A 23917-nucleotide genomic window follows, 5' to 3' on the forward strand; every position below is an offset into this window, starting at 1 on the left:
CAGCCTAATGTCTTGATAATGCTGAGACCGGTACTGTTCATCGTTGAGGCGTCATATCCTTATGGTGGAAGCAAGCGTAAATTACCGGCAGAACCAGTAGCGTCAGTACGGTGGCAAAGGCGAGGCCGAACATGATCACCACCGCCATACTCTGGAAAAAGACATCGCGCAGCAGCGGGGCAAGGCCAAGCACAGTAGTAAAGGCGGTCAGCAGGATCGGCCGCAGACGAGAGGTTGCCGCATCAATGATTGCTTGTCTTTGATCTTTCTCCTGTTTTTGTTGCTCTATCTCTTCCACCAGCACAATGCCGTTGCGGATCAGCATACCGCTGAGGCTAAGCAGGCCGATTAAGGCCATAAAGCCGAAAGGGATGCCGGTCAGCAAAAAACCGGGCGTGACGCCGATCAGCGCCAGCGGGACGGTCAGCCAGATGGCAACAGCGTTTTTCAGCGAACTGAACATCAGCACCGTAATGATAAACATCACCAGATAGCCAAGCGGTAGGGTCGTGAACAGCCCTTGCTGCGCTTCACTGGAGTTTTCCGCATCGCCGCCCCATTCGATGCGGTAGCCATGCGGCAGCGTCAGCGCGTCAATGCGCGGTTTCACTCTGGCAAGGATATCGCCCGACGTTTGGCCGCTTTGCGGGCTGGGGTCGGTCTGAACGGTAAGCACGCGGGTGCGATCGCGACGGAGAATCAATGGATCTTCCCACTCCAGCGAGAAGCCATGGATGACGTTACTCAACGGAATATACTGCTGCCGGCTCTGGCTCCAGACCAGCACGTTATTCAGGTGATTGGCATCCTGTCGCTCTGCTTCCGGCGGACGGACGATAACCGGCAGCAGGTCGGCGCCCTCGCGATATAACCCGGCGCGACTGCCGGAGAAATTCATCTCCAGCGCGCTATCAATATCCTGTTTATCCACCCCCAGCTCACGTCCCAACGCCAGAGAGTATTGCGGGCGGATCACCTTGCTGCGGTTCTGCCAGTCGTTACGTACGCTGTCGGTCGCCGGATCCGCGGCGAGAATGTCGCCCACCTGACTGGCCAGCGCGCGCAGAGTATCCGGATCAGGGCCCTTAATGCGCACTTCAATCGCGCTATCGCCGGACGGGCCGAACATAATGCGTTTGGTGCTGGCGTTCACCTGCGGGTAGTTTCTGGCAATCCAGGCCTCGACGTGGCGGGTGACGGGGGCGATACTGCGCTGGTCGTCCATCCGCACCATAATCTGCGCGTAGTTGCTGTACTGGCGCTGCCCGCTGTAGGTGAGAATAAATCGCATACTGCCCTGGCCAATGGTGGAGACGGTGGTAGCCACCCCCGGCTGGCTGGCGATCGACCGCTCAATATCGCGGGTCATCTGCTCGGTGGCGTTAATATCGGTACCGTAGGGCAACCACAGGTCGACAAAGAAAATGGGCGTATTCGATGACGGAAAGAAATTCTGCCGGACGAAGGTGAAGCCCCAGATCGCTCCGGCTAACAGCGCGCCCATCAGCACCAGCGTCAGGGTCTTTTGCTGCAGCAGTATTCGCAGCGTCTGCTGATAGCCGCGATAAAAGCGACCGCGGTAGGGATCGGCTTTTTCCTTCGGCGCCTCGGCCGACGGGGCGTTTTTAAACAACCACCACTTGATGAGTACCGGCGTGATGGTCAGGGCGGAAAACCAGCTGAGCATCAGGGAGATCAGCAGCACCTGGAACAGGGATTTGCAATACTCCCCGGTGGAGTCTTGTGAGAGGCCAATTGGCGCGAAGGCGAGGATGGCGATGACCGTGGCGCCGAGCAGCGGCAGGGCGGAGCGGCGGATCACATAGTTAATTGCGCCCAGCAGCGGAGAGCCTTGCTGGCGGGCGATCAGCACCCCTTCGACAATGACAATGGCATTGTCCACCAGCATACTCAGGGCGATGATCAGCGCCCCGAGCGAGATCCGTTGTAACTCGATCCCCCAGATATACATAATAAGCAGGGTGCCGAGAACGTTGAGCGCCAGCGACAAAGCAATAATGATCCCGCTGCGCACCCCCATGAACACCAGCAGCACGCCGACGACGATTGCCAGGGCCATCAGGAAGTTGGTAATAAAGCCATTGACCGAGTGGGCGACCTCTGCCGCCTGATCGTAAAAAATGGCGATGTCGATACCCGCTGGTTTATCGGCGGCCATTTGCTGAAGTCGGGCTTCGAGGGCATGCCCCACGTCAATGACATTGACCCCGGGGATAAAGGAGACCCCCATGGTCACTGCCTGGCGGCCGTTGGCATGATAGATACTGGAGGGAGAGTCGGTCAGCCCGCGCGACAACGTGGCAATATCCCGCAGTCGGGTGGTGGCGCTGGCGCCATGAGGGCTGACCAGAAGATCCCCCAGTTCATCGATATTCTGAAACTCCCCGGTGGGGTGAAGGCGGATCGATTCGCTGCCGGCGCGGATCTCCCCGGCGCTGGATACCACGTTGAGCCGGGTCAGGATAGCGGCAAGCTGGTTAAGCGTAATACCGCGCGCCGCCATTTTCGCCAGCGAGATATCAACATTGATCTGCTGTGGAATCGCGCCGCCAATGGCGACTTTGCCGACGCCCGGCACCAGCACCAGCTCACGGCGCAACTGCTCGGCATAGCGCACCAGCTCAGGATTGGTAAAACTGTCGCCCGAAATGGCGAAGAAAAAGCCAAACACATCGCCAAAGTCATCATTGACGAAGGAGGGGACTACCCCCGGGGGAAAAAGCCGGCTGGCGTCACCGACGCGGCGACGCAGCTCATCCCAGATTTGCGGCAGTTCGCTGGAATGGTACTGCGAAGCAATATTCACTGTAATTTGCGATAAGCCATTCGAGGAGATGGAGCTGACGTTATCCAGCGAGGGAAGCTGCTGAATCGCGTTTTCCAGCGGCAGGGTCACCTCCTCCTCCACCTGCTGAGCGGACGCGCCAGGGTAGTGGGTGACGATCACCGCCGTTTTGATGGTGAAGGCGGGATCTTCCAGGCGGCCAATATTGAGCAGGGCGAACAGGCCACCCACCCCCAACAGCAAAATGGCTAACCAGACGCGGGTCGGGTTGTTAATAAACTGACGGGAAATGTCCATTTATAATCCTCGTTCACGCGTCCAGATCCGCACCGGCTGCCGGTCGTGGAGTTCGCTTACCCCCGCTGCAACCACCTGTTCGCCCGCACGGAGCCCTTCGGTGATCATCACTCCCTGCGAGGTCACTTCCCCGACCGTGACTCTGCGCTCCTCAAGATACAGATGGGCGTTTTCGCCTTTTACCACCCAGACGACCGGTTCATTCTTCGGTCGGTTATCGGGGTTAAACACTGCTTCCACGGGCACTACGAGGGTTTCCCGTCCGGCGCTGGCCGGCAAATTGCCGAGATTGACCGTCACGGTGCCGCTAACCCCGCCGACGGTGGGAAAATCATCTGGTCGCGGCATGGTTAAAATGATCTGCCAGGTGAGGGTGCTGTTGTCGCTGCTGCCGGTATGCTCTTTGTATTCCGCGGTAAACTCGCGGCCCGGCAGAGTATTGATCCTGACGACGGGGCGGTAGGCGGTATTGCGGATATCGAGCGAGGTGAACAGATTTTCCGGAATGCTGAAGACCACATCGAGCAGGTCGGTACGCGTCAGGGTAATCACCGGCTGGCCAGCGGCGACCACCTGATGATTACGGATATGCACGCCGGCGGCAATCCCGCCGAAGGGGGCGGTGAGACTCATTTGCGCCAGCTCTTCACGGGCAATTTTCAAGGCCGCGTTGGCGGCATCGCGATTGGCGCGCTGCACGTCCATCTCCGCCTGGGAAATCGCCTGACGTCCTGCCAGGGTCTGGAAACGATCAAACTGACGCTGGGCGAGGGTTGCCGCCGTTTGTCGCTCATTGACCCGCTGCTGGGCTTCGCGGGCATTCAGACGCGCCAGCGTTTGTCCCTGAGTTAGGGTTGCACCCTGGCGAATATCCAGTGACTCCACCTGACCACCCCGTTTAAACGACAGTTCGGTGGAGTCGCCAGACTCGATGCGGGCTGGAAACGTCCGCTGCTGGGTGTTACCCACGGCGGTGACTTGCGCCACCTTGACCATCCGGGGAGCGGCTTCGACGGACGGCGCTTTCTGATCGCAAGCGGTTGTTAATAAAATAACAACCGGGATGAGAGAAAAATAACGGTTCACAGTATTCCCCTCAGACTCATGATTTATTTTACGTTTTTATTAGGCGGCGCACGCTTATTCTGCGAGGGCGGCGACAACCAGATAGGTGAATAGTCCTACCAGTGTACAGGCGACAATGGCCAGCGCGACAAACAATCCCAGACGTAACAGGCTATAACCAAACATGATTTTCTCCCTTAACTCCCACCCGAACCGCGAATGTCATTTCGCCCGGCACAATGTGTGACCGTCGGACATTCGGTGCGGCACTCCTGCTTGTAATCAGCATAGTCGGAGAAAACATGAAGTGTTAAAAAAGAGAATACCGCGTCGCTGTTGGCGTCAAGGGGTTAAGGGCAGGAGATCTGCGGGCTTTCGCGGGCTTTTATAATATTTTTCAGTCTATTAATGGCTCATTTTCTAATGTTAATTTTCCTGTGCTACGTTTAATAACATCGATTCCGCTTGCCGCTTCTGTTGTTGAGATTTGCTTCCTCCCCAAGTATGGGGCTATTCATCACTACGCATTGTATTGGTAATAAAAGGATTATCTCATGTATAAAAATATCGTTGTTCCCGTTGACGTGTTTGATGCAGGCCTGGCCGACAAAGCCCTCTCTCATGCGAAGTTTCTCGCCCAGCACTCTGCCGGGCAAATTCATCTTGTGCATGTTATTCCGGCATTTTCACCGGTATTAACGCGTGGATTTATCTCTGATGCGCGAAAGATGGAAGAGCATTTGATTTCTACCGCTAAGGAAAAACTCAGCGATCTGGTAAAGAAAAATTCTCTGGCGGAAGAGACCAGCCATCTTTATGTGCGCAGTGGCAATATTCGCGATCAAGTGATTGACCTGGCCGATGAGCTGAAAGCGGACGTGGTGATTGTCGGTTCGCGCAATCCGGGGATCCAGACCCACCTTCTGGGCTCTGAAGCGGCAAACATCGTGCGCTACGCCCATGTACCGGTTTTCGTTGTGCGCTGATGACGGCGGGATGTCGTCCTGACTTCCGCTTCAGAAATCGAGGGAGAGAGTATGAATACAGATAAACCGGGGGCGCCCTTCTATCAGCGTTCCGTCGAGGAGACGCTCGCCAGCGTGCAAAGTACGCCGGAGGGCATTAGCGGGACAGAAGCGGCCACACGCCTGCAGCAGTATGGCGAAAACGCCCTGCCGCAGAAGCCGGGTAAGCCAGCCTGGCTGCGTTTTATCGTGCATTTTAACGATGTACTAATCTACGTGCTGCTGGCGGCGGCGCTGCTGAAGGCGGTGATGGGCCATTGGATCGACATGGCGGTGATCCTCGCGGTGGCGGTCGTCAATGCGCTGATTGGCTTCATCCAGGAAAGTAATGCGGAGAAATCGCTGCAGAGTATCCGCAATATGCTGTCCAGCGAAGCGGTAGTGATCCGCCAGGGTAACCATGAAACCATCCCCACCACCTCGCTGGTACCCGGCGATATCGTGGTGATCCGCGCCGGCGACCGTATCCCCGCTGATTTACGGGTGATTGAGGCGCACAACCTGCGGGTGGAAGAGGCCATCCTCACCGGGGAGTCAACGGTGGTGGAAAAAACCACCGAGCCGCTGAGCGGCGATTTACCGCTCGGCGATCGCAGCAACCTGTTGTTTTCCGGTACCACCGTCAGCTCAGGGGCGGGCAAAGGGATCGTGGTGGCGACCGGCGGCGATACCGAGCTGGGTCACATCAACCAGATGATGGCGGGCATTGAAAAACACCGTACGCCGCTGCTGGTGCAAATGGACAAGCTGGGCAAAGCCATCTTTATCCTCATTCTGGTGATGATGGCGGCGCTGTTCGTCTTTAGCCTGCTGTTCCGCGATATGCCGGTCTCCGAACTGATGCTGTCGCTGATTAGCCTCGCGGTGGCGTCAGTCCCGGAAGGCTTGCCGGCGATTATCTCGATTATTCTGTCGCTCGGTGTGCAGGCGATGGCGCGCCAGAAAGCGATTATCCGCAAGCTGCCGACGGTGGAAACCCTCGGCGCGATGACGGTTATCTGTTCGGATAAAACCGGGACCCTCACCATGAACGAAATGACGGTGAAGGCGGTGATCACCGCGGACAGCGTCTATCGGGTGGAAGGGGATAGCTATGAGCCGGTCGGTAAGATCCACGCCATTGATGACCCGACGCCGGTCGCGGTCGCGCCTGGCACGCTGTTCGAACGCTATCTGCGTACCATCGATCTGTGTAACGACAGTCAGCTTATTAAAGATGAGAGCGGGTTGTGGAAAATCACCGGTGGCCCGACCGAGGGGGCGCTGAAGGTACTGGCGGCGAAGGTTACTCTGCCGCCGCTGACCAGCGAGCTGCGCAGTAAAATTCCTTTTGATTCGCAATATAAATACATGTCGACCCTCTACCGGCTGGGTGAAGAGGAGGTGGTGCTGGTCACTGGCGCGCCGGATGTCCTGTTCCGCTTGTGTCAATATCAACAGAGCGACAGCGGATTGCAGCCGCTGGATCTACCGTACTGGGAAGGCAAAATTGAAGAGTACGCCCGGGAAGGGCTACGGATGGTGGCCGCGGCCTGGAAGCCGGCTTCCGCAGGCCAGACGGAACTAACCCATCAGGATCTGCAGCAGGGGGTGATTTTGTTAGGGGTTGCCGGGATGATGGATCCGCCGCGTCCGGAGGCCATCACGGCGATTGCCGACTGCCTGCAGGCCGGGATCCGCGTGAAGATGATCACCGGCGACCACCCGCAAACGGCGATGAGTATCGGCAAGATGCTGGGGATTGGCAATGCGGGGAATGCCATTACCGGGCGCGAACTGGAGGTGATGGACGACGCGCAGCTGAGCGTGGCCGCGCAGCAGTATGATATCTTTGCCCGAACCAGCCCGGAAGATAAGTTCCGCCTGGTGCAGGCCCTGCAGAGCAAGAAAGAGATTGTCGGGATGACCGGCGACGGGGTGAACGATGCTCCGGCGCTGAAGCAGGCTGACGTCGGCGTGGCGATGGGGATCAAGGGGACCGAGGTGACCAAGGAAGCCGCCGATATGGTGCTGACCGATGATAACTTCGCCACCATCGCCAGCGCGGTCCGCGAGGGGCGTCGGGTGTATGACAACCTGAAGAAAACCATTCTCTTCGTCATGCCGACCAACCTTGCGCAGGGGTTACTGATCGTGATCGCGCTGCTGGCGGGCAACGTACTGCCGCTGACGCCGGTGCTGATCCTGTGGATGAACATGGCCACTTCCGCTACGCTGTCGTTTGGTCTGGCGTTTGAAGCCGGTGAGAAAAATATTATGCGGCGGCCGCCGCGTGATCCGAAAATTCACGTCATGGACGGCTTTGCCATCTGGCGCGTGGCGTTTGTGGGGTCGATGATTGCGGTCAGCGCATTTATTCTCGAAGCCTGGCTGCAGCCGCGCGGCTATTCGCCGGAGTTTATCCGTACCGTGCTGTTGCAGACCCTGGTCACCGCCCAATGGTTCTATATGCTGAACTGCCGCGTGTCGGATGGTTTCTCGTTGACGAAAAGTCTGCTGGCTAACAAAGGGATCTGGATTGTCAGCGGCGTGCTGCTGGTGCTGCAGCTGCTGATTATCTATGCGCCGTTTATGCAGATGCTGTTCGGTACCACCGGGCTGCCGTTCCGCTACTGGGTGATCACCTTCATCATCGGCTTCGCGATGTTCCTGATCGTTGAACTGGAAAAACCGCTGACCCGCAAATGGCGAACCGCCTGACGGCGTGACGTGCAGTACGCAAAAGAGAACACGCAAAAGAGAAGAGGGGGCATCGCCCCCTCTCTGGCTGACGACAAACCTGTTTCGTCATTGTGCTCGCATTTCTGCCGGGTGGCGGCATTCGCCTTACCCGGCCTACGAAAGACTTCAATATCAAACTGTTATGCAGTTAGCAGTAGGCCCGCGCAAGCGCAGCGCCGCCGGGCAATCCCTGAAGATTGCACGTTGTCAGCAGTCTGAGAGAGGGCATCGCCCTCTCTTTTATTATGGTTCACGCTTGTTGCGCGTTACTGTTTCGGCTCGGCGACCACAGTGCTTCCCACGCCGCGGTTGTTATATTCCCACATGCGATTGACGCTATTGTCGTTGAGGTTGCGCTGCAGATTGCCTTTGGCATCTACTGCGCCAACGTTACCGCTAAAGGCACGGTTTGAACCGACCGCTGCCGCCCACGGCTGGGCGATGTTAAAGCCTTCATTGATGACGCTGTCGCGGATCACGACCTGGCCATTGCTGTTGCCGTCAACGTCCAGCGCGCGGCCCAGCTGCGCGACGTTATCGCCGGACGCGGTAAAGCGGCTGTTGGTCGCCAGGAAGCCGTAGGTCACGCTCTTCAGGGTAGCCGGCGCGAAAACATAGGCTTCTTTCTGGGTACGCGAGTTCACCACGCGGAAATCGGTGTTATCAAATACCACCGCGCCGCGACCGGACACGATATCCACATCGCCTTCAATGTAGCTGTTGGTCACCAGGGTGCGGGTCTGGCGGTTATCCTGCAGACGGTTCTGCACGCCGCTGTTGGTCACAAAGAAGGTGTTCTGACGGCCAAGAATATTGACCTTGTTGATCTGCACCTGATCGCCATCGGTGCGCAGGGCGACGGCCTGGTGAGTACCGGCGTCGACGCTGTCGCCAAGGTTGTTGGCGATGGTCAGGTTCTGCAGCTGCAGGCCGTTATTCTGCGACCAGAAGACCGCAGAGCACATCACGCCGACGGTGGCCGCGGATTTATTCTGGCAGCTATCGAACATATACCATGCCGGTTTGCCTGGCATATATTTACCGCCCGGATTGACCAGACGGCGCCAGGTGTTGCGATCCATTTCAGAATCAATGGCTTCGCTGATTTTCACGTCAATCGGTTTATCGCCGGTACCATACAGGGTCAGGGCGCCAGGCGCCGCCGGTACGTAAACCGTTCCCGGGTACTCGCCAGGCATGATGGCAATAAACAGACGGCGATTTGAATGACGGGCAATCGCCGCATCGACCGCCGCCTGGACGGTGGTATGGGTCACGCCCTGGGTTCCCGCCGGGCCAACGATAAAGTCAGGCTGCGCCGGCAGGCTGATGGCAGATGGCGTCCAGGCCGCGGCATTGGGAGTCAGCGACTGGAAATAGGCCGCCGGGGTAAAGTTTTTCGCTTCATCGGCGTTCAGAATGGGACGCGCGGTGGTGCCCGGTGCAGTCTGCGTAGAGGGCTGTTGATCGGCAGGCGTCGAGCTACAGGCGGACAGCGTCACGCCGAAGGCCAGCGCCAGCGCCAGACGGGAAACGGAATATGTGTTCATGTTGCTCCGGGCAAAATTAAGCGTAGTGAAATACCCCGGCTGAGACGCCAGGGTATAAGTCCTTTAAAACCTGCTGTTTTATACTAACTTGAACGAAACGGGAAGACATGGGCGGAAAAACTTACCGTCTTTACGCAACGTGCAGTCCTGCTGGATGGTCTTTAGTCACAAAAAAATAACATTTCCCCGCGCTATTGTTGACTTTATCGGCGTTATGAAAATAAATGTCTATACAACCCATGACAAGTTAAGCGCTATGACTCAAGCCACCTCTGAACGCGTTATCTGGCGAAACGCGCGTCTCGCCACCCTGAACCCTGATTACTCTCAACCCTACGGTCTGCTGGAGCGCCATGCGCTGCTGGTGCGCAATGGCCGCATTGAGGCAATTGTCGCCGACGCTGACGCCCCCGGCGGGCGCAGTATCGATCTCGAAGGCCGGCTGGTTACGCCGGGTTTAATCGACTGCCATACCCACCTGATCTTTGGCGGCAGCCGGGCGCAGGAGTGGGAGCAGCGGCTGAACGGCGTCTCCTATCAAACCATCAGCGCTAACGGCGGTGGGATTAATTCCACCGTGCGCGCCACGCGCGACAGCAGCGAAGCAGAACTACTGGCGCTGGCGCAGCCGCGTCTGGAACGCCTGCTGCGTGAAGGGGTGACCACCCTGGAGATTAAATCAGGCTACGGTCTCGATCTGCAAAACGAACGCAAAATGCTGCGGGTCGCCCGCCAGCTGGCCGACGACAATGGCGTGGAACTGTCGGCGACGTTGCTCTCCGCCCACGCCACGCCGCCGGAATATCATGGCGACGCCGATGGCTATATCTCGCTGGTCTGCGAGACCATACTGCCGACGCTGTGGCAGGAGGGACTGTTTGAAAGCGTTGACGTCTTCTGTGAAAACGTTGGCTTCAGCCCGCAGCAAACCGAGCGCGTCTTTCAGGCGGCGCAGGCGCTGGGCATTCCGGTAAAAGGCCACGTTGAGCAGCTCTCGTCGCTGGGCGGTGCGCAGCTGGTGAGCCGCTATCACGGACTGTCCGCCGACCATATCGAGTATCTGACGGAAGAGGGCGTGGCGGCGATGCGCGAAAGCGGCACCGTGGCAGCTCTGCTCCCCGGCGCGTTCTACTTCCTTAATGAAACCCGCAAACCGCCGGTGGAACTGCTGCGCAAATACCAGGTGCCGATGGCGGTGGCGACCGATTTCAACCCCGGCACCAGCCCCTTCGCCAGCCTGCATCTGGCGATGAACATGGCCTGCGTCAAGTTTGGTTTAACGCCGGAAGAGGCCTGGGCCGGGGTAACGCGCCATGCCGCGCGGGCGCTGGGGAGGCAGAACAGCCACGGTCAGCTGGCGGCGGGCTTTGTGGCTAACTTTGCCATCTGGGATGCCGAGCATCCGGTCGAGATGGTGTATGAGCCGGGGCGCGCGCCGCTCTGGGGACGCGTGGTACGAGGAGAACGGCAATGATGCTGTGGCAAGCTACGCCCGCCAGTCTCTGGCAGGGACGCGATGATAGCGCGGAAGCGCCTAATGCGCTGCGCCTGTTCCAGACTATCGCCCGCGCGGAACGCTTCGCGCCGCAGGAGATGCCCGGTGATATCGCGCTGCTCGGCTTCGCCTGTGACGAAGGCGTCCGGCGTAACAAAGGGCGTACCGGCGCCGGGCATGGTCCGGAAGCGCTGCGCCGGGCGCTGGCCAATATGGCCAGCCATCAGGGCCACGACCGCTGCGTGGATATGGGCACGATTAGCGTCGATGGCGAACAGTTAGAAGCCGCGCATCAGGCGCTGCGCGAGGCGGTGGCCGCCTGCCAGCGTGCCGGTAAACGTACGCTGGTCCTGGGCGGCGGCCACGAGACGGCCTTCGGCCACGGCGCTGGGGTACTGGATGCCTTCCCGGGCGAAAAAGTGGGCATTATTAATCTCGATGCGCATCTGGATTTACGCTTTGCCGAATGCGCCAGCTCCGGGACGCCGTTCCGCCAGCTGGCGCTGGAGTGTGACGCCCAGCAGCGCGGTTTTCACTATACCTGCATCGGCGTCAGCCGGGCGGCGAACACCCAGGCGCTATGGGATGAAGCAGCGCGCCGCCAGGTGGCTGTCGTTGAGGATCTGGCGGTGCTGGCGGCCTTCGACACTCACGTGTTGCCGGAGCTGGAGCGCAATATCGCGCAGTATGATCGTCTGTATCTGACCATCGATCTCGACGTGCTGCCGGCGCGCGAAATGCCGGCGGTTTCCGCGCCGGCGGCGCTGGGCGTGCCGCTGGCAATCCTGCTGCGCATCGTTGAGCCGTTGTGCCGCAGCGGAAAGCTGCAGGCGGTGGATTTGGTCGAGTTTAATCCGCAATTTGACATCGATGGACAGGGCGCCCGCGCGGCGGCCCGTCTGGCATGGCAAATCGCCCATTGGTGGCGCTAGCGATCCGCGCTATTATTTTCGCTTCGCCGCTCCGCTTATTATGCATAAGGAAAGCCAGGCCATGTTTGCACAACAACCTCGTTCCGCGCCCGCGCCTTTCTATGAAAAGGTGAAGCAGGCGATTAGCGAAAAAATCTACCGCGGCGAGTGGCGTCCGCACGACCGAATTCCCTCGGAGGCTGAACTGGTTGCCCAGTTCGGCTTCAGCCGGATGACCATCAACCGCGCGCTGCGCGAGCTGACGGATGAAGGCCTGCTGGTCAGGCTGCAGGGGGTCGGGACCTTCGTCGCCGAGCCGAAAGGGCAGTCGGCGCTGTTTGAAGTGCGCAGCATTGCCGATGAAATTGTCTCTCGTCGCCATCAGCACCGCTGTGAAGTGCTGCTGCTGGAGGAGACCGAAGCCGATCTCATTCAGGCGGAGGCGCTCACCGTCGCCGAAGGCACGCGTATCTTTCATTCACGGATGGTGCATTTCGAAAACGAGGTTCCGGTACAAATCGAAGATCGCTGCGTGAATGCTGCGGTGGTGCCGGATTACTTGTTACAGGATTACACCACTACCACGCCGCATGATTATCTGTCGCTGATCGCGCCATTAACCGAAGGCGAACATATTGTCGAGGCGGTGCAGGCGACGTCAGAGGAGTGCGCGTTGCTGCGCATTCTGCCGCACGATCCCTGCCTGCTCATTCGCCGTCGCACCTGGTCGAAGACGCATATCGTCTCACACGCTCGCCTGCTGTTCCCCGGCGCGCGCTACCGTCTGCAGGGCCATTTCAGCTCGTAATTTTCCCTGGCGTCAGCAAAACGTGATTGCTGACGCAATATAACAAAATTGTATCATTTCTGTTAAATCCTGGCTTGCGCAGAGTTGTATAGACAAGTATATGTATCTACGTACACAACGTTAATTGTCAGGAGAAACCCCGATGTCGCAAAGCAAATATCGCCAGCTGGACGTCCGTGCACCGAGAGGCACGACGCTGACCGCCAGGAGCTGGTTGACCGAAGCGCCGCTGCGTATGTTAATGAACAACCTCGATCCCGATGTCGCTGAAAACCCGCATGAGCTGGTGGTCTATGGCGGTATTGGTCGCGCTGCGCGCAACTGGGAATGCTATGACGCTATCGTGAAGGCGCTGAAAAACCTGGAAAGCGACGAGACTCTGCTGGTGCAGTCCGGCAAACCGGTCGGCGTCTTTAAAACGCATGAAAACTCGCCGCGCGTGCTGATCGCTAACTCCAACCTGGTTCCGCACTGGGCCACCTGGGAACACTTCAACGAACTGGATGCCAAAGGGCTGGCGATGTACGGCCAGATGACCGCCGGCAGCTGGATCTACATCGGTAGCCAGGGCATCGTGCAGGGCACCTACGAAACCTTCGTCGAAGCCGGTCGCCAGCACTATCAGGGCAGCCTGAAAGGCCGTTGGGTATTAACCGCCGGTCTGGGCGGCATGGGTGGCGCGCAGCCGCTGGCCGCGACGCTGGCAGGCGCCTGCTCGCTGAACATCGAATGTCAGCAGAGCCGCATCGATTTCCGTCTGCGTACCCGCTACGTGGATGAACAGGCCACTTCTCTGGATGACGCCCTGGCGCGCATCAAAAAATACACCGCCGAAGGCCGCGCCATCTCCATCGCGCTGTGCGGCAACGCTGCGGATATCGTGCCAGAGCTGGTGAAACGCGGCGTGCGCCCGGATATGGTTACCGATCAGACCAGCGCCCACGATCCGCTGCATGGCTATCTGCCGAAAGGCTGGAGCTGGGAGGAGTATCAGCAGAAAGCCGAATCCGATCCGCAGGGCACCATTCTGGCGGCGAAACGCTCAATGGCCGACCACGTGCAGGCGATGCTGGCCTTCCACGAGATGGGGGTGCCGACCTTCGACTACGGCAACAACATTCGCCAGATGGCGCAGGAAGTGGGCGTCAGCAACGCCTTCGATTTCCCGGGTTTCGTGCCGGCGTATATCCGCCCGCTGTTCTGCCGGGGTATCGGCCCGTTCCGTTGGGTAGCGCTGTCCGGCGATCCGCAGGATATCTACAAAACCGACGCGAAAGTGAAAGAGATCATTAAAGATGATAAGCATCTGCACCACTGGCTGGATATGGCGCGCGAGCGCATCAGCTTCCAGGGACTGCCGGCGCGTATCTGCTGGGTAGGTCTGGAGTGGCGTCAGAAGCTCGGTCTGGCGTTTAACGAAATGGTGCGCAGCGGCGAAGTCTCCGCGCCGATCGTGATTGGCCGCGATCACCTTGATTCCGGCTCCGTCGCCAGCCCGAACCGCGAAACCGAAGCCATGCGCGACGGCTCAGATGCGGTATCCGACTGGCCGCTGCTGAACGCCTTGCTTAATACCGCCAGCGGCGCGACCTGGGTGTCGCTGCACCACGGCGGCGGAGTAGGTATGGGCTTCTCGCAGCACTCCGGGATGGTTATCGTCTGTGACGGTACCGATGAAGCGGCGGCGCGTATCGCTCGCGTCCTGCGCAACGACCCGGCGACCGGCGTGATGCGTCATGCCGATGCGGGTTACGATATTGCTATTGAATGCGCAGCAGAACAGGGTCTGAATCTTCCGATGGTGGCAGCAACGCAGGGGAACGCTAAATGAAATCGTTAACGCTCATTCCGGGGAAACTGAGCCTGTCGCAGCTCCGCGAGGTTTACAGCCACCCGCTGAACATTACCCTCGACAGCAGCGCGTTTGCCGCCATTGATGAGAGCGTGGCCTGCGTCAACGCCATCCTTGCCGAAGGGCGTACCGCCTACGGTATCAACACCGGTTTTGGCCTGCTGGCGCAAACCCGTATCTCGACGGACGATCTGGAGAACCTGCAGCGTTCGCTGGTGCTGTCCCATGCGGCGGGCGTAGGTGAGCCGCTGGACGACGACCTGGCGCGCCTGATTATGGTGCTGAAGATTAACAGCCTGTCTCGCGGTTTCTCCGGGATCCGCCTGAGCGTGATCCAGGCGCTGATTGGCCTGGTCAATGCCGGCGTGACGCCGTGGATCCCGGCGAAAGGTTCCGTCGGCGCCTCCGGTGACCTCGCGCCGCTGGCGCATATGTCGCTGACCCTGCTGGGTGAAGGCAAAGCGCGGGTTCGCGGTGGCGAATGGCTGCCAGCGACCGACGCGCTGCGTCAGGCGGGGCTGGAGCCGATAACCCTGGCGGCGAAAGAGGGCCTGGCGCTACTCAACGGCACCCAGGCCTCAACCGCTTTTGCCCTGCGCGGTCTGTTCGAAGCCGAAGATCTGTTCGCCTCCGCGGTCGTCTGCGGGGCGTTAACCACTGAAGCGGCGCTGGGTTCGCGTCGTCCGTTCGACGCGCGTATTCACGAGGTGCGCGGCCAGCGCGGGCAGATTGATGCGGCGGCACTGTATCGTCACCTGTTGACCGATGACAGCGCGATCTCGCGGTCGCATCATAATTGCACCAAGGTTCAGGATCCGTACTCACTGCGCTGCCAGCCGCAAGTGATGGGCGCCTGCCTGACGCAGATCCGCCAGGCGGCGGAAGTACTGTTAGCCGAAGCGAATGCGGTCTCCGATAACCCGCTGGTCTTTGCCGCCGAAAATGACGTCATCTCCGGCGGTAACTTCCACGCCGAACCGGTGGCGATGGCGGCGGATAATATCGCGCTGGCGATCGCCGAAATCGGCTCGCTCTCCGAGCGTCGTATCGCGCTGATGATGGACAGCCATATGTCGCAGCTGCCGCCGTTCCTCGTGAAAAATGGCGGCGTCAACTCCGGGTTTATGATCGCCCAGGTCACAGCGGCGGCTTTGGCCAGTGAAAACAAAGCGCTGTCACACCCGCATAGCGTTGACAGCCTGCCGACGTCCGCCAACCAGGAAGACCACGTCTCGATGGCGCCGGCTGCCGGTCGTCGCCTGTGGGCGATGGCGGAAAACACCCGCGGGGTGCTGGCCGTTGAGTGGCTGGCGGCGGCGCAGGGCCTGGATATGCGCGAAGGGCTGACCACCAGTCCGCTGCTGGAAGAGGCGCGTCATCTGCTGCGCGAACGCGTGCCGCATTATACGCAGGATCGCTTCTTCGCCCCTGATATTGAAAATGCCATTGCACTTTTGGCTGCACGTCACCTGACGCGTCTGCTGCCTGCCGTACTGCATTAATCACCGTTGTTCTCTGTACCCGCGTCGGGGGAAGTCATTCCCCCGGCCGACCTACATCGCATATTTGTCGTCATATAAAAAAATCAGGACACCTGTATATGCAACAACAACACAAACCGCATCTGCTGCGCGGGCTGAATGCCCGACACATTCGTTTTATTGCGCTCGGTTCCGCTATCGGCACCGGGCTATTCTATGGTTCGGCCTCCGCCATTAAGGCGGCGGGTCCGGCGGTGCTGCTGGCCTACCTGATTGGCGGCGCGGCGGTCTTTATGGTCATGCGCGCGCTGGGTGAAATGGCGGTGCGCAATCCGGTTTCCGGCTCCTTTGGCAGCTATGCTCGCCAGTATCTCGGGCCGCTGGCCGGATTTATTACCGGCTGGACCTACACCTTTGAAATGGTGATCGTGGCGCTGGCCGACGTCACCGCGTTCGGTATCTATATGGGACTGTGGTATCCCGATGTGCCGCGCTGGATCTGGATCCTCAGCATCATCTTCTTTATTGGCGCGATGAACCTGTGCAACGTGCGGGTGTTCGGTGAGATGGAGTTCTGGCTGTCGCTGATTAAAGTGGTGGCGATTATCGCCATGATGGCGGCGGGCGCGGGGATCATCTTCTTTGGCTTTGGCCATAGTTTCCCGGCTACCGGGCTGGAAAATTTGTGGAGCCACGGCGGCTTTGCGCCACATGGCTGGCAGGGGATCATCGCCTCGCTTGGCATCGTGATGTTCGCTTTCGGCGGCGTGGAAATTATCGGCGTCACCGCGGCGGAAGCGCAGAACCCGAAGAAGGTCATCCCGCAGGCCATCAACACCATTCCGCTGCGTATTATTCTGTTTTACGTCTGCACCCTGGCGGTGCTGATGGCGATCTTCCCGTGGAATAGTTTTGGCGAGCAGGGCAGTCCGTTTGTGCTGATCTTCGATGGCCTCGGGATCCCGGCGGCGGCGACCGTGCTGAATATCATCGTGATTAGCGCCAGTATCTCGGCGATTAACAGCGATATTTTTGGCGCCGGGCGCATGATGTACGGCATGTCGAAAGAGGGGCTTGCGCCGAAGTGCTTCCAGCGGATTGCCAGCAACGGCGTACCCTGGATGACGGTGGTGGTGATGGGCGTGGCGCTGCTGGTGGCGGTGGTGCTTAACTATCTGATGCCGGAACAGGTCTTTGTCCTGATTGCCTCGCTGGCGGCGTTCGCCACCGTCTGGGTGTGGCTGATGATCCTGCTCTCTCATTTCTCGATGCGCCGCGGTTTATCGGCCGAAGAGCGCAGTAAGATCGAATTCCCGATCCCCTTCTGGCCGGTTGGTCCGCTGTTGACGCTGCTGTTTATGGGGCTGGTGATCGCCGTGCTGGGAATGGTGGAAGAGACGCGCGTGGCGCTGTTAGCCGGGCTGGTCTGGCTGGGGCTGCTGACGGTGGTGTGGTACGCGCGCGTGCGTAAAACCGCGCTGCAGGTGGCCACGGAACAGTAAGGTCAATCTCCCCGGTGGCGCTGCGCTTACCGGGGCTACAAATGGCACTGACTGTAGCGAGTAGCCCGGATAAGGCGTAAGCCGCTATCCGGGGGGATAATTAACTGAACAGGGCGGTGATGGAAGCGCTGGCGAGCGAATGGAAATGGACGTTAAAGCCGACCATCGCGCCGCTGGCCTCGGCATCGACATCAATCTTATCGATATCCAGGGCGTGGACGGTAAAAATGTAGCGGTGGGTTTCGCCCTTCGGCGGTGCCGCGCCGCCGTAGCCTGCCTTACCAAAATCGGTGCGGGTCTGAACGGCCTCTTCCGGTAGCTCCGCCTGACCGGAGCCGGCACCCTGTGGTAGCACCCGAGTATCGGCAGGCAGGTTGACTACCACCCAGTGCCACCAGCCGGAGCCGGTCGGTGCATCCGGGTCGTAGCAGGTGACGACAAAGCTTTTGGTGCCCGCGGGCACATCATCCCACATCAGGTGCGGCGAAATATTGTCGCCATCATATCCCATGCCGTTGAAGACGTGACGATTAGGCAGCTTGCCGCCGTCCTGGAGATCGTGACTGATCAATTTCATGCTTCATCCTCATTGATAATGTGCAGATTAACAAAGAAGTGTAGCCTTCCCGGCGGCGCAAATCCGCTGTTTATTCGCTAAAAAATGTTTCGTCCTGCACGGCCAGGTTGACCGCACGGGTCAGGCGGGTCAGCTGTTTGGGCGTGATGATGTACGGGGGCATCAGATAAATCAGACGGCCAAACGGGCGGATCCACACCCCTTGTTCGACGAAAAAGCGCTGCAGGGCGGCCATATTTACCGGACGCCGGGTTTCAACCACGCCAATCGCGCCCAGCACGCGCACATCGGCGACCAGCGCAGATCCCCGCGCCGAAGCTAGCTCGGCCTGTAGTTGGGCTTCAATCGCCGCCACCTGCTGTTGCCACTCGCCGCTCTCCAGCAGGCGCAGGCTTTCGCTTGCCACCGCGCAGGCCAGCGGATTGCCCATAAAGGTGGGGCCGTGCATAAAGCAGCCGGCTTCGCCATTGCTGATGGTTTCCGCGATCTCGCGGGTGGTCAGTGCGGCGGAAAGAGTCATGGTGCCGCCGGTCAGCGCTTTACCCAGACACAGAATATCGGCGGCGATACCAGCGTGTTCGCAGGCGAACAGTTTGCCGGTGCGGCCAAAGCCGGTAGCAATCTCATCGGCGATCAGCAAAATCCCTTCCCGGTCGCACATTTTACGCACCCGCCTCAGCCACTCCGGATGGTACATCCGCATTCCGCCGGCGCCCTGGACGATCGGTTCGAGGATCACCGCGGCGATGTCGTGGCGATGCGCGGCCATCAGGCGGGCAAACGGCACCATATCCAGCTCATCCCACTCGCCGTCGAAGCGGCTTTGCGGCGCGGGAGCAAACAGGTTATCCGGCAGGTAGCCCTGCCACAGGCTGTGCATTGAATTCTGCGGATCGCAGACCGACATCGCGCCGAACGTGTCGCCATGATAGCCGTTGCGGAAGGTCAGGAAACGACGACGCGGCTGGCCTTTGGCCTGCCAGTACTGCAGCGCCATTTTCATCGCCACCTCTACCGCCACCGAACCGGAATCGGCGAGGAAAACGCACTCCAGCGATTCCGGGGTCATCGCCACCAGCTGGCGGCACAGCGCCACCGCCGACGGATGGGTGATCCCGCCAAACATCACGTGCGACATCTGATCGATCTGCGCTTTCATCGCCGCATTGAGGCGCGGGTGATTGTAGCCGTGGATCGCCGCCCACCAGGAGGACATGCCGTCAACCAGTTGTTCACCGCCGGCGAGGGACAGCTCGCACCCGTGGGCGGAAACCACCGGGTAGACCGGCAGGGGAGAAGTCATAGAGGTGTAGGGGTGCCAGATGTGGCGCCGATCGAAGGCGAGATCGTCCAGTGTCATAAGCGACTTGTAAACCATTTTGAAAACATTTAGGTTTACGAGTATAAACCGAACCGCAAATTAACAAAACCTTTTGGAGAGGCTAATGGCTCACCACGCACGCTGGACAATGTCGCAAGTTACTGAGTTATTTAATAAACCACTCATCGATCTGTTATTCGAAGCGCAGCAAATCCACCGCCAGCATTTTGACCCGCGTCAGGTGCAGGTCAGTACGTTGCTGTCGATTAAAACCGGCGCTTGTCCGGAAGACTGTAAATATTGCCCGCAAAGCGCACGCTACAAAACCGGTCTTGAATCCGAGCGCCTGATGGAGGTCGAGCAGGTGCTGGAGTCGGCACGTCAGGCGAAAAACGCCGGCTCCACCCGCTTCTGCATGGGCGCGGCGTGGAAGAACCCCAATGACCGCGATATGCCCTATCTGGAGCAGATGGTGAAAGGCGTCAAGGCGCTGGGGCTGGAGTCCTGTATGACGCTCGGTACCCTGACCGCCAGCCAGGCGCAGCGCCTGGCCGGCGCGGGGCTTGATTACTACAACCATAACCTCGACACCTCGCCGGAATTTTACGGCAACATCATCACCACCCGTACCTATCAGGAGCGTCTGGATACGCTGGATAAAGTGCGCGATGCCGGGATCAAAGTCTGCTCCGGCGGCATCGTCGGGCTGGGAGAGACCGTAAAAGATCGCGCCGGGCTGCTGCTGCAGCTGGCTAATCTGCCGACGCCGCCGGAGAGTGTGCCGATCAACATGCTGGTGAAAGTTAAAGGCACGCCGCTGGCGGATAACGACGATGTCGACGCTTTCGATTTCATCCGCACCATCGCCATCGCACGCATCATGATGCCCACCTCTTACGTGCGTCTCTCCGCCGGCCGCGAACAGATGAACGAGCAGACCCAGGCGATGTGCTTTATGGCCGGGGCGAACTCGATTTTTTACGGCTGCAAGCTGCTCACCACGCCGAACCCGGAAGAGGACAAAGACCTGCAGCTGTTCCGCAAGCTGGGGATCAACCCGCAGCAGACGGCGGTACTGGAAGGCGATAATGAGCAGCAGCAGCGCCTGGAGCAGGCCCTACTCACCCCCGACACTGAGGAATATTACAACGCGGCGGCGCTATGACCTGGCAGCAACGAATCGAGCGGGCGCTGGACGAGCGGCAGCAGACGGATGCGTTTCGCCGCCGCCTGCCGGTAAGCCACGGCGCCGGACGCTGGCTGGAGCGCGAAGGGGAGCGCTGGCTCAACTTCTCCAGCAATGATTACCTGGGCCTGAGCCAGCATGCCGGCATTATCGCCGCCTGGCAGCAGGGGGCGGAACGTTATGGCGTCGGCTCCGGCGGATCGGGCCACGTGAGCGGCTATAGTGAGGCCCACCGCGCGCTGGAAGAGGAACTTGCCGACTGGCTCGGTTACCCGCGCGCGCTACTGTTTATCTCCGGCTTTGCCGCCAATCAGGCACTGGTTGCCGCGCTGGCGGAAAAAGAGGATCGGATTGTCGCCGACCGCCTGAGCCACGCCTCCCTGCTGGAAGCGGCGAGCCTCAGCCCGGCCCAGCTGCGGCGCTTTGCCCACAACGATCCGCAGCAGCTCGCGCAGCTGCTGGCGAAACCGCTGGACGGTCTGCAGTTAGTGGTGACTGAAGGCATTTTCAGTATGGACGGCGACAGCGCGCCGCTGGCGGCCATTCACGCCGCAGCGCAGACCGCCGGGGCGGTATTGCTGGCGGATGACGCCCACGGCATCGGCGTGGTCGGTGAGGAAGGGCGTGGAAGCTGCGCCGCGCAGGGGGTGCGCCCGGAGCTGCTGGTGGTCACCTTCGGTAAGGCGTTTGGGGTGAGCGGCGCGGCGGTACTGTGTAGCGAATCGATGGCGGATTATCTGCTGCAGTTTGCCCGTCATCTGATCTACAGCACCGCCATGCCGCCCGCCCAGGCTGTGGCGCTGAGCGCGGCGCTGCGGGTCATTCGTAGCGATGAGGGCCAGCAGCGGCGGGAAACCCTGGCCGCCCGCATCCGTCAGTTCCGTGCAGGGATGGGCGATGTGTCGCTGGGGCTGACCGATTCCGTCAGCGCGATCCAGCCGCTGATCGTCGGCGATAACGCGCGAGCGCTGAGCCTGGCCTGCCGTCTGCGCGAGGCCGGCTGCTGGGCGACGGCGATCCGACCACCGACGGTGCCGGTCGGCAGCGCTCGCCTGCGTCTGACCCTGACCGCCGCTCATCAGGCTGAGGACATTAACCGTTTACTGGAGGCGCTGCATGGTCACGGTGAATAAGCAGGCGGTGGCCGCGGCGTTTGGCCGGGCGGCCAGCGGCTATACGCAACATGATGAACTGCAGCGGCGCAGCGCCGATCTGCTGCTGCGCCAGCTGGCGCGCCGCGATTTTGCTCAGGTGCTGGATGCTGGCTGCGGCCCCGGCAGCATGAGCCGCTACTGGCGTGAGGCGGGCAGCGTGGTGACCGCGCTGGATCTCTCCGCCGGCATGCTGGCCCAGGCGCAGCGCCACGACGCCGCGCAGCATTATCTGCAGGGCGATATCGAAGCGCTGCCGCTGCCGGATGGCTGCGTCGATCTGGCATGGAGCAACCTGGCGGTGCAGTGGTGCGACGATCTGCGCGCGGCGATCGGCGAGCTGTGCCGGGTGGTGCGACCCGGCGGGCGGGTGGCGTTTACCACGCTGCTGGCCGGATCGCTGCCGGAGCTTAATCAGGCGTGGCAGGCTATTGACGACCGTCCGCATGCCAACCGTTTTCTCAGCGAACCGGCGGTAAGGGCGGCGCTGAGCGGCCTGCGCGCCGAAGGCATCGTTCATCAGATTAGCCTGCCGTTCGCCGATGCGCTGAGCGCTATGCGCTCCCTGAAGGGCATCGGCGCTACCCATTTGCACCAGGGGAGGGCATCCGCCCCGCTTGGCCGCGGCAAACTGCGCGAACTGCAGCTGGCCTGGCCGCAACAGCAGGGTATCTGCCCGCTGACGTATTATCTTTTTACAGGAGTCATTGAACGTGACTAAACGTTTTTTCGTCACCGGAACCGATACTGAAGTCGGGAAAACGGTCGCCAGCAGCGCACTGCTGCAGGCGGCGAACCAGTTGGGTTTTAACACCGCCGGCTATAAACCGGTGGCTTCCGGTAGCGACCTGACCGCACAAGGGTTACGCAATGAAGATGCGCTGGCCCTGCAGCGTAATAGCCGGGTGGCGCTGAGCTATGAACAGGTCAACCCTTATACTTTTGCCGAACCGACCTCGCCGCATATTATTAGCGCCGATGAAGGGCGACCGATTGCCGCGACGACGCTTTCCAGCGGCTTACGCGAACTGGAGCGCCTGGCAGACTGGGTACTGGTGGAAGGGGCCGGCGGCTGGTTTACGCCGCTCTCGGACACCCTGACCTTCGCCGACTGGGCGCAGCAGGAGCAGCTGCCGGTGATTCTGGTGGTGGGGGTCAAGCTCGGCTGTATCAACCATGCGATGCTTACCGCCCAGGCGGTGCGCCAGGCGGGGCTGCCGCTGGCGGGCTGGATCGCCAATGACGTGCAGCCGCCGGGCAAGCGCCATGGCGAATATCTGGCGACGCTGAAAAACCGGTTGGCCGCGCCGTTTCTTGGTGAAATACCGTGGCTTGTCGATATCGCGCAGCGCGACGATCTCGGCCAGTATCTGGATCTCAGCGCGCTGGATCTGGCGTCATCCACTGCGCCAGCAGCGGTTCATCCAGCGCCATAATATCGCCCTCGGCGACATTACGCCCCCGGTGAAGGACACAGAACCGATCCGCCACCCGGCGGATAAAGGGCAGGTGCTGCTCGGCGAGCAGCACCGTCAGACCGATATCGCGATTTAACCGCAGCAGCAATTCCGCCAGCTTTTGCAGGCAGCGCGGCCCTGCGCCGCGTGAGGGTTCGTCAAGGATCAGCAGTCGTGGCTGGACGATCAGCGCCCTGGCCAGCGCCAGCTGGTACTGATCGTCGGCGCTTAGCGAAGCGCCTTTGCGCTGCCGTAGCGCATAGAGTTCGGGAAAATGGTCATAAATTTCGCCGCCGCTGGCGTTAGCCCCGGGTTTCCCGGCCGCCAGGGCAATATGCAGGTTCTCTTCCACGCTGAGCTGGGAAAAGATGCGTTTATCCTGCGGCACGTAGCCGATGCCGATGGCGCTGCGCGACTGAGCGGACAGGGGGGTGAGATCGCACGGCGGGGCGCCAATGTCATGCCAGGTCATCCGACCGCTGGCCACCGGCAGATGGCCGGCAATGCAGTTGACCAGGGTGGTTTTTCCCATTCCCTCGCGTCCCAGTACGCCAATGCACTCTCCGGGGCGTAGTTCAAGATCGACATTCCACAGCGAGTGCTGATTACCGTAAAAATGATTTACTGCCTGTAAATTCAACATGGACGTTTTCTCCTTATCCTGGCGTCAGGGCGACAGAAAGATGCTGCAAAACTCTTGCCAGGAAAAAGA

At 60.0% G+C, this 23917-nt stretch carries 18 protein-coding genes; 12 read left to right on the top strand and 6 right to left on the bottom strand.

The features are described from left to right. Window positions 1-37: 37 nt before the first annotated feature. Window positions 38-3103, bottom strand: coding sequence for an efflux RND transporter permease subunit (locus SPE70_RS07515; protein WP_012542407.1), 3066 nt, complete (start codon window positions 3101-3103; stop codon window positions 38-40). Next, a complete protein-coding gene (locus SPE70_RS07520; protein WP_012542406.1) occupies window positions 3104-4189 on the bottom strand; it encodes an efflux RND transporter periplasmic adaptor subunit in 1086 nt (361 codons plus the stop codon). It abuts the gene before it with no gap. Window positions 4190-4722: 533 nt separating this feature from the next. On the opposite strand from SPE70_RS07520, the gene SPE70_RS07525 reads away from it, so the two are divergent. Next, complete coding sequence (locus SPE70_RS07525) at window positions 4723-5154, top strand: universal stress protein (RefSeq protein WP_008805723.1); 432 nt, start codon at window positions 4723-4725, stop codon at window positions 5152-5154. A 51-nt stretch (window positions 5155-5205) separates the two neighbouring features. Next, window positions 5206-7893 (top strand): cation-transporting P-type ATPase, encoded by a 2688-nt coding sequence (locus tag SPE70_RS07530; RefSeq protein ID WP_008805724.1) that lies wholly within the window; start codon window positions 5206-5208, stop codon window positions 7891-7893. 287 nt (window positions 7894-8180) lie between these two features. Here the strand turns inward: SPE70_RS07530 and SPE70_RS07535 are convergent, their stop codons facing one another. Next, entirely contained in the window at window positions 8181-9464 is a 1284-nt protein-coding gene (locus SPE70_RS07535; RefSeq protein WP_008805725.1) for a putative acyl-CoA thioester hydrolase, read from the bottom strand. A 154-nt stretch (window positions 9465-9618) separates the two neighbouring features. Here SPE70_RS07535 and hutI point away from each other — a divergent pair, with 154 nt between their 5' ends. The 6 genes from hutI to SPE70_RS07565 all read left to right on the top strand — a co-directional run bounded on the left by hutI (window position 9619) and on the right by SPE70_RS07565 (window position 17513). Beyond that, a complete protein-coding gene (hutI, locus tag SPE70_RS07540) occupies window positions 9619-10938 on the top strand; it encodes an imidazolonepropionase (protein ID WP_168443361.1) in 1320 nt (439 codons plus the stop codon). Continuing rightward, window positions 10935-11891 carry a formimidoylglutamase gene (gene hutG / locus SPE70_RS07545; protein WP_023297244.1) on the top strand — a complete coding sequence of 319 codons (957 nt, stop codon included), beginning with the start codon at window positions 10935-10937 and terminating at the stop codon, window positions 11889-11891. The genes hutI and hutG overlap by 4 nt, the downstream gene beginning before the upstream one ends. 61 nt (window positions 11892-11952) lie before the next feature. Next, window positions 11953-12678: a histidine utilization repressor gene (locus SPE70_RS07550; protein WP_008805728.1), complete on the top strand. Its 726-nt coding sequence runs from the start codon at window positions 11953-11955 to the stop codon at window positions 12676-12678. Between the two features lie 142 nt (window positions 12679-12820). Further along, on the top strand, window positions 12821-14509 hold the full coding sequence (gene hutU, locus SPE70_RS07555; protein ID WP_008805729.1) for a urocanate hydratase: 1689 nt from the start codon (window positions 12821-12823) through the stop codon (window positions 14507-14509). Beyond that, window positions 14506-16032 carry a histidine ammonia-lyase gene (hutH, locus tag SPE70_RS07560; RefSeq protein ID WP_008805730.1) on the top strand — a complete coding sequence of 509 codons (1527 nt, stop codon included), beginning with the start codon at window positions 14506-14508 and terminating at the stop codon, window positions 16030-16032. The genes hutU and hutH overlap by 4 nt, the downstream gene beginning before the upstream one ends. A gap of 98 nt (window positions 16033-16130) precedes the next feature. Beyond that, window positions 16131-17513, top strand: a complete 1383-nt coding sequence (locus tag SPE70_RS07565) for an amino acid permease (RefSeq protein ID WP_022065242.1) — start codon at window positions 16131-16133, stop codon at window positions 17511-17513. A gap of 100 nt (window positions 17514-17613) precedes the next feature. Here the strand turns inward: SPE70_RS07565 and SPE70_RS07570 are convergent, their stop codons facing one another. Beyond that, a complete protein-coding gene (locus tag SPE70_RS07570; protein ID WP_012542402.1) occupies window positions 17614-18090 on the bottom strand; it encodes a kinase inhibitor in 477 nt (158 codons plus the stop codon). Between the two features lie 70 nt (window positions 18091-18160). Beyond that, complete coding sequence (bioA, locus tag SPE70_RS07575; RefSeq protein WP_012542401.1) at window positions 18161-19450, bottom strand: adenosylmethionine--8-amino-7-oxononanoate transaminase; 1290 nt, start codon at window positions 19448-19450, stop codon at window positions 18161-18163. Between the two features lie 85 nt (window positions 19451-19535). Between bioA and bioB the strand changes: the two genes are divergently transcribed. Genes bioB through bioD form a run of 4 tightly spaced genes read left to right on the top strand, consistent with a single transcriptional unit; the run spans window position 19536 to window position 23184 of the window. Beyond that, window positions 19536-20576 carry a biotin synthase BioB gene (bioB, locus tag SPE70_RS07580; RefSeq protein WP_023297246.1) on the top strand — a complete coding sequence of 347 codons (1041 nt, stop codon included), beginning with the start codon at window positions 19536-19538 and terminating at the stop codon, window positions 20574-20576. Further along, the gene (gene bioF, locus SPE70_RS07585; protein ID WP_039102985.1) at window positions 20573-21730 is read left to right on the top strand and encodes an 8-amino-7-oxononanoate synthase; all 1158 of its coding nucleotides are present in this window, start codon (window positions 20573-20575) and stop codon (window positions 21728-21730) included. The genes bioB and bioF overlap by 4 nt, the downstream gene beginning before the upstream one ends. Then, window positions 21714-22469 (top strand): malonyl-ACP O-methyltransferase BioC, encoded by a 756-nt coding sequence (gene bioC, locus SPE70_RS07590; protein WP_023322249.1) that lies wholly within the window; start codon window positions 21714-21716, stop codon window positions 22467-22469. The genes bioF and bioC overlap by 17 nt, the downstream gene beginning before the upstream one ends. Further along, on the top strand, window positions 22462-23184 hold the full coding sequence (gene bioD, locus SPE70_RS07595) for a dethiobiotin synthase (RefSeq protein WP_008805737.1): 723 nt from the start codon (window positions 22462-22464) through the stop codon (window positions 23182-23184). Before bioC ends, bioD begins: the two co-directional genes overlap by 8 nt. Here bioD and SPE70_RS07600 read toward each other — a convergent pair. Then, a complete protein-coding gene (locus tag SPE70_RS07600; RefSeq protein WP_008805739.1) occupies window positions 23126-23848 on the bottom strand; it encodes an ABC transporter ATP-binding protein in 723 nt (240 codons plus the stop codon). The genes bioD and SPE70_RS07600 overlap by 59 nt on opposite strands. Between the last annotated feature and the right edge of the window lie 69 nt (window positions 23849-23917).

It is taken from the genome of Klebsiella sp. ZJOU C1, assembly GCF_035620215.1.
In the GTDB taxonomy this organism is placed as follows: domain Bacteria; phylum Pseudomonadota; class Gammaproteobacteria; order Enterobacterales; family Enterobacteriaceae; genus Klebsiella; species Klebsiella variicola.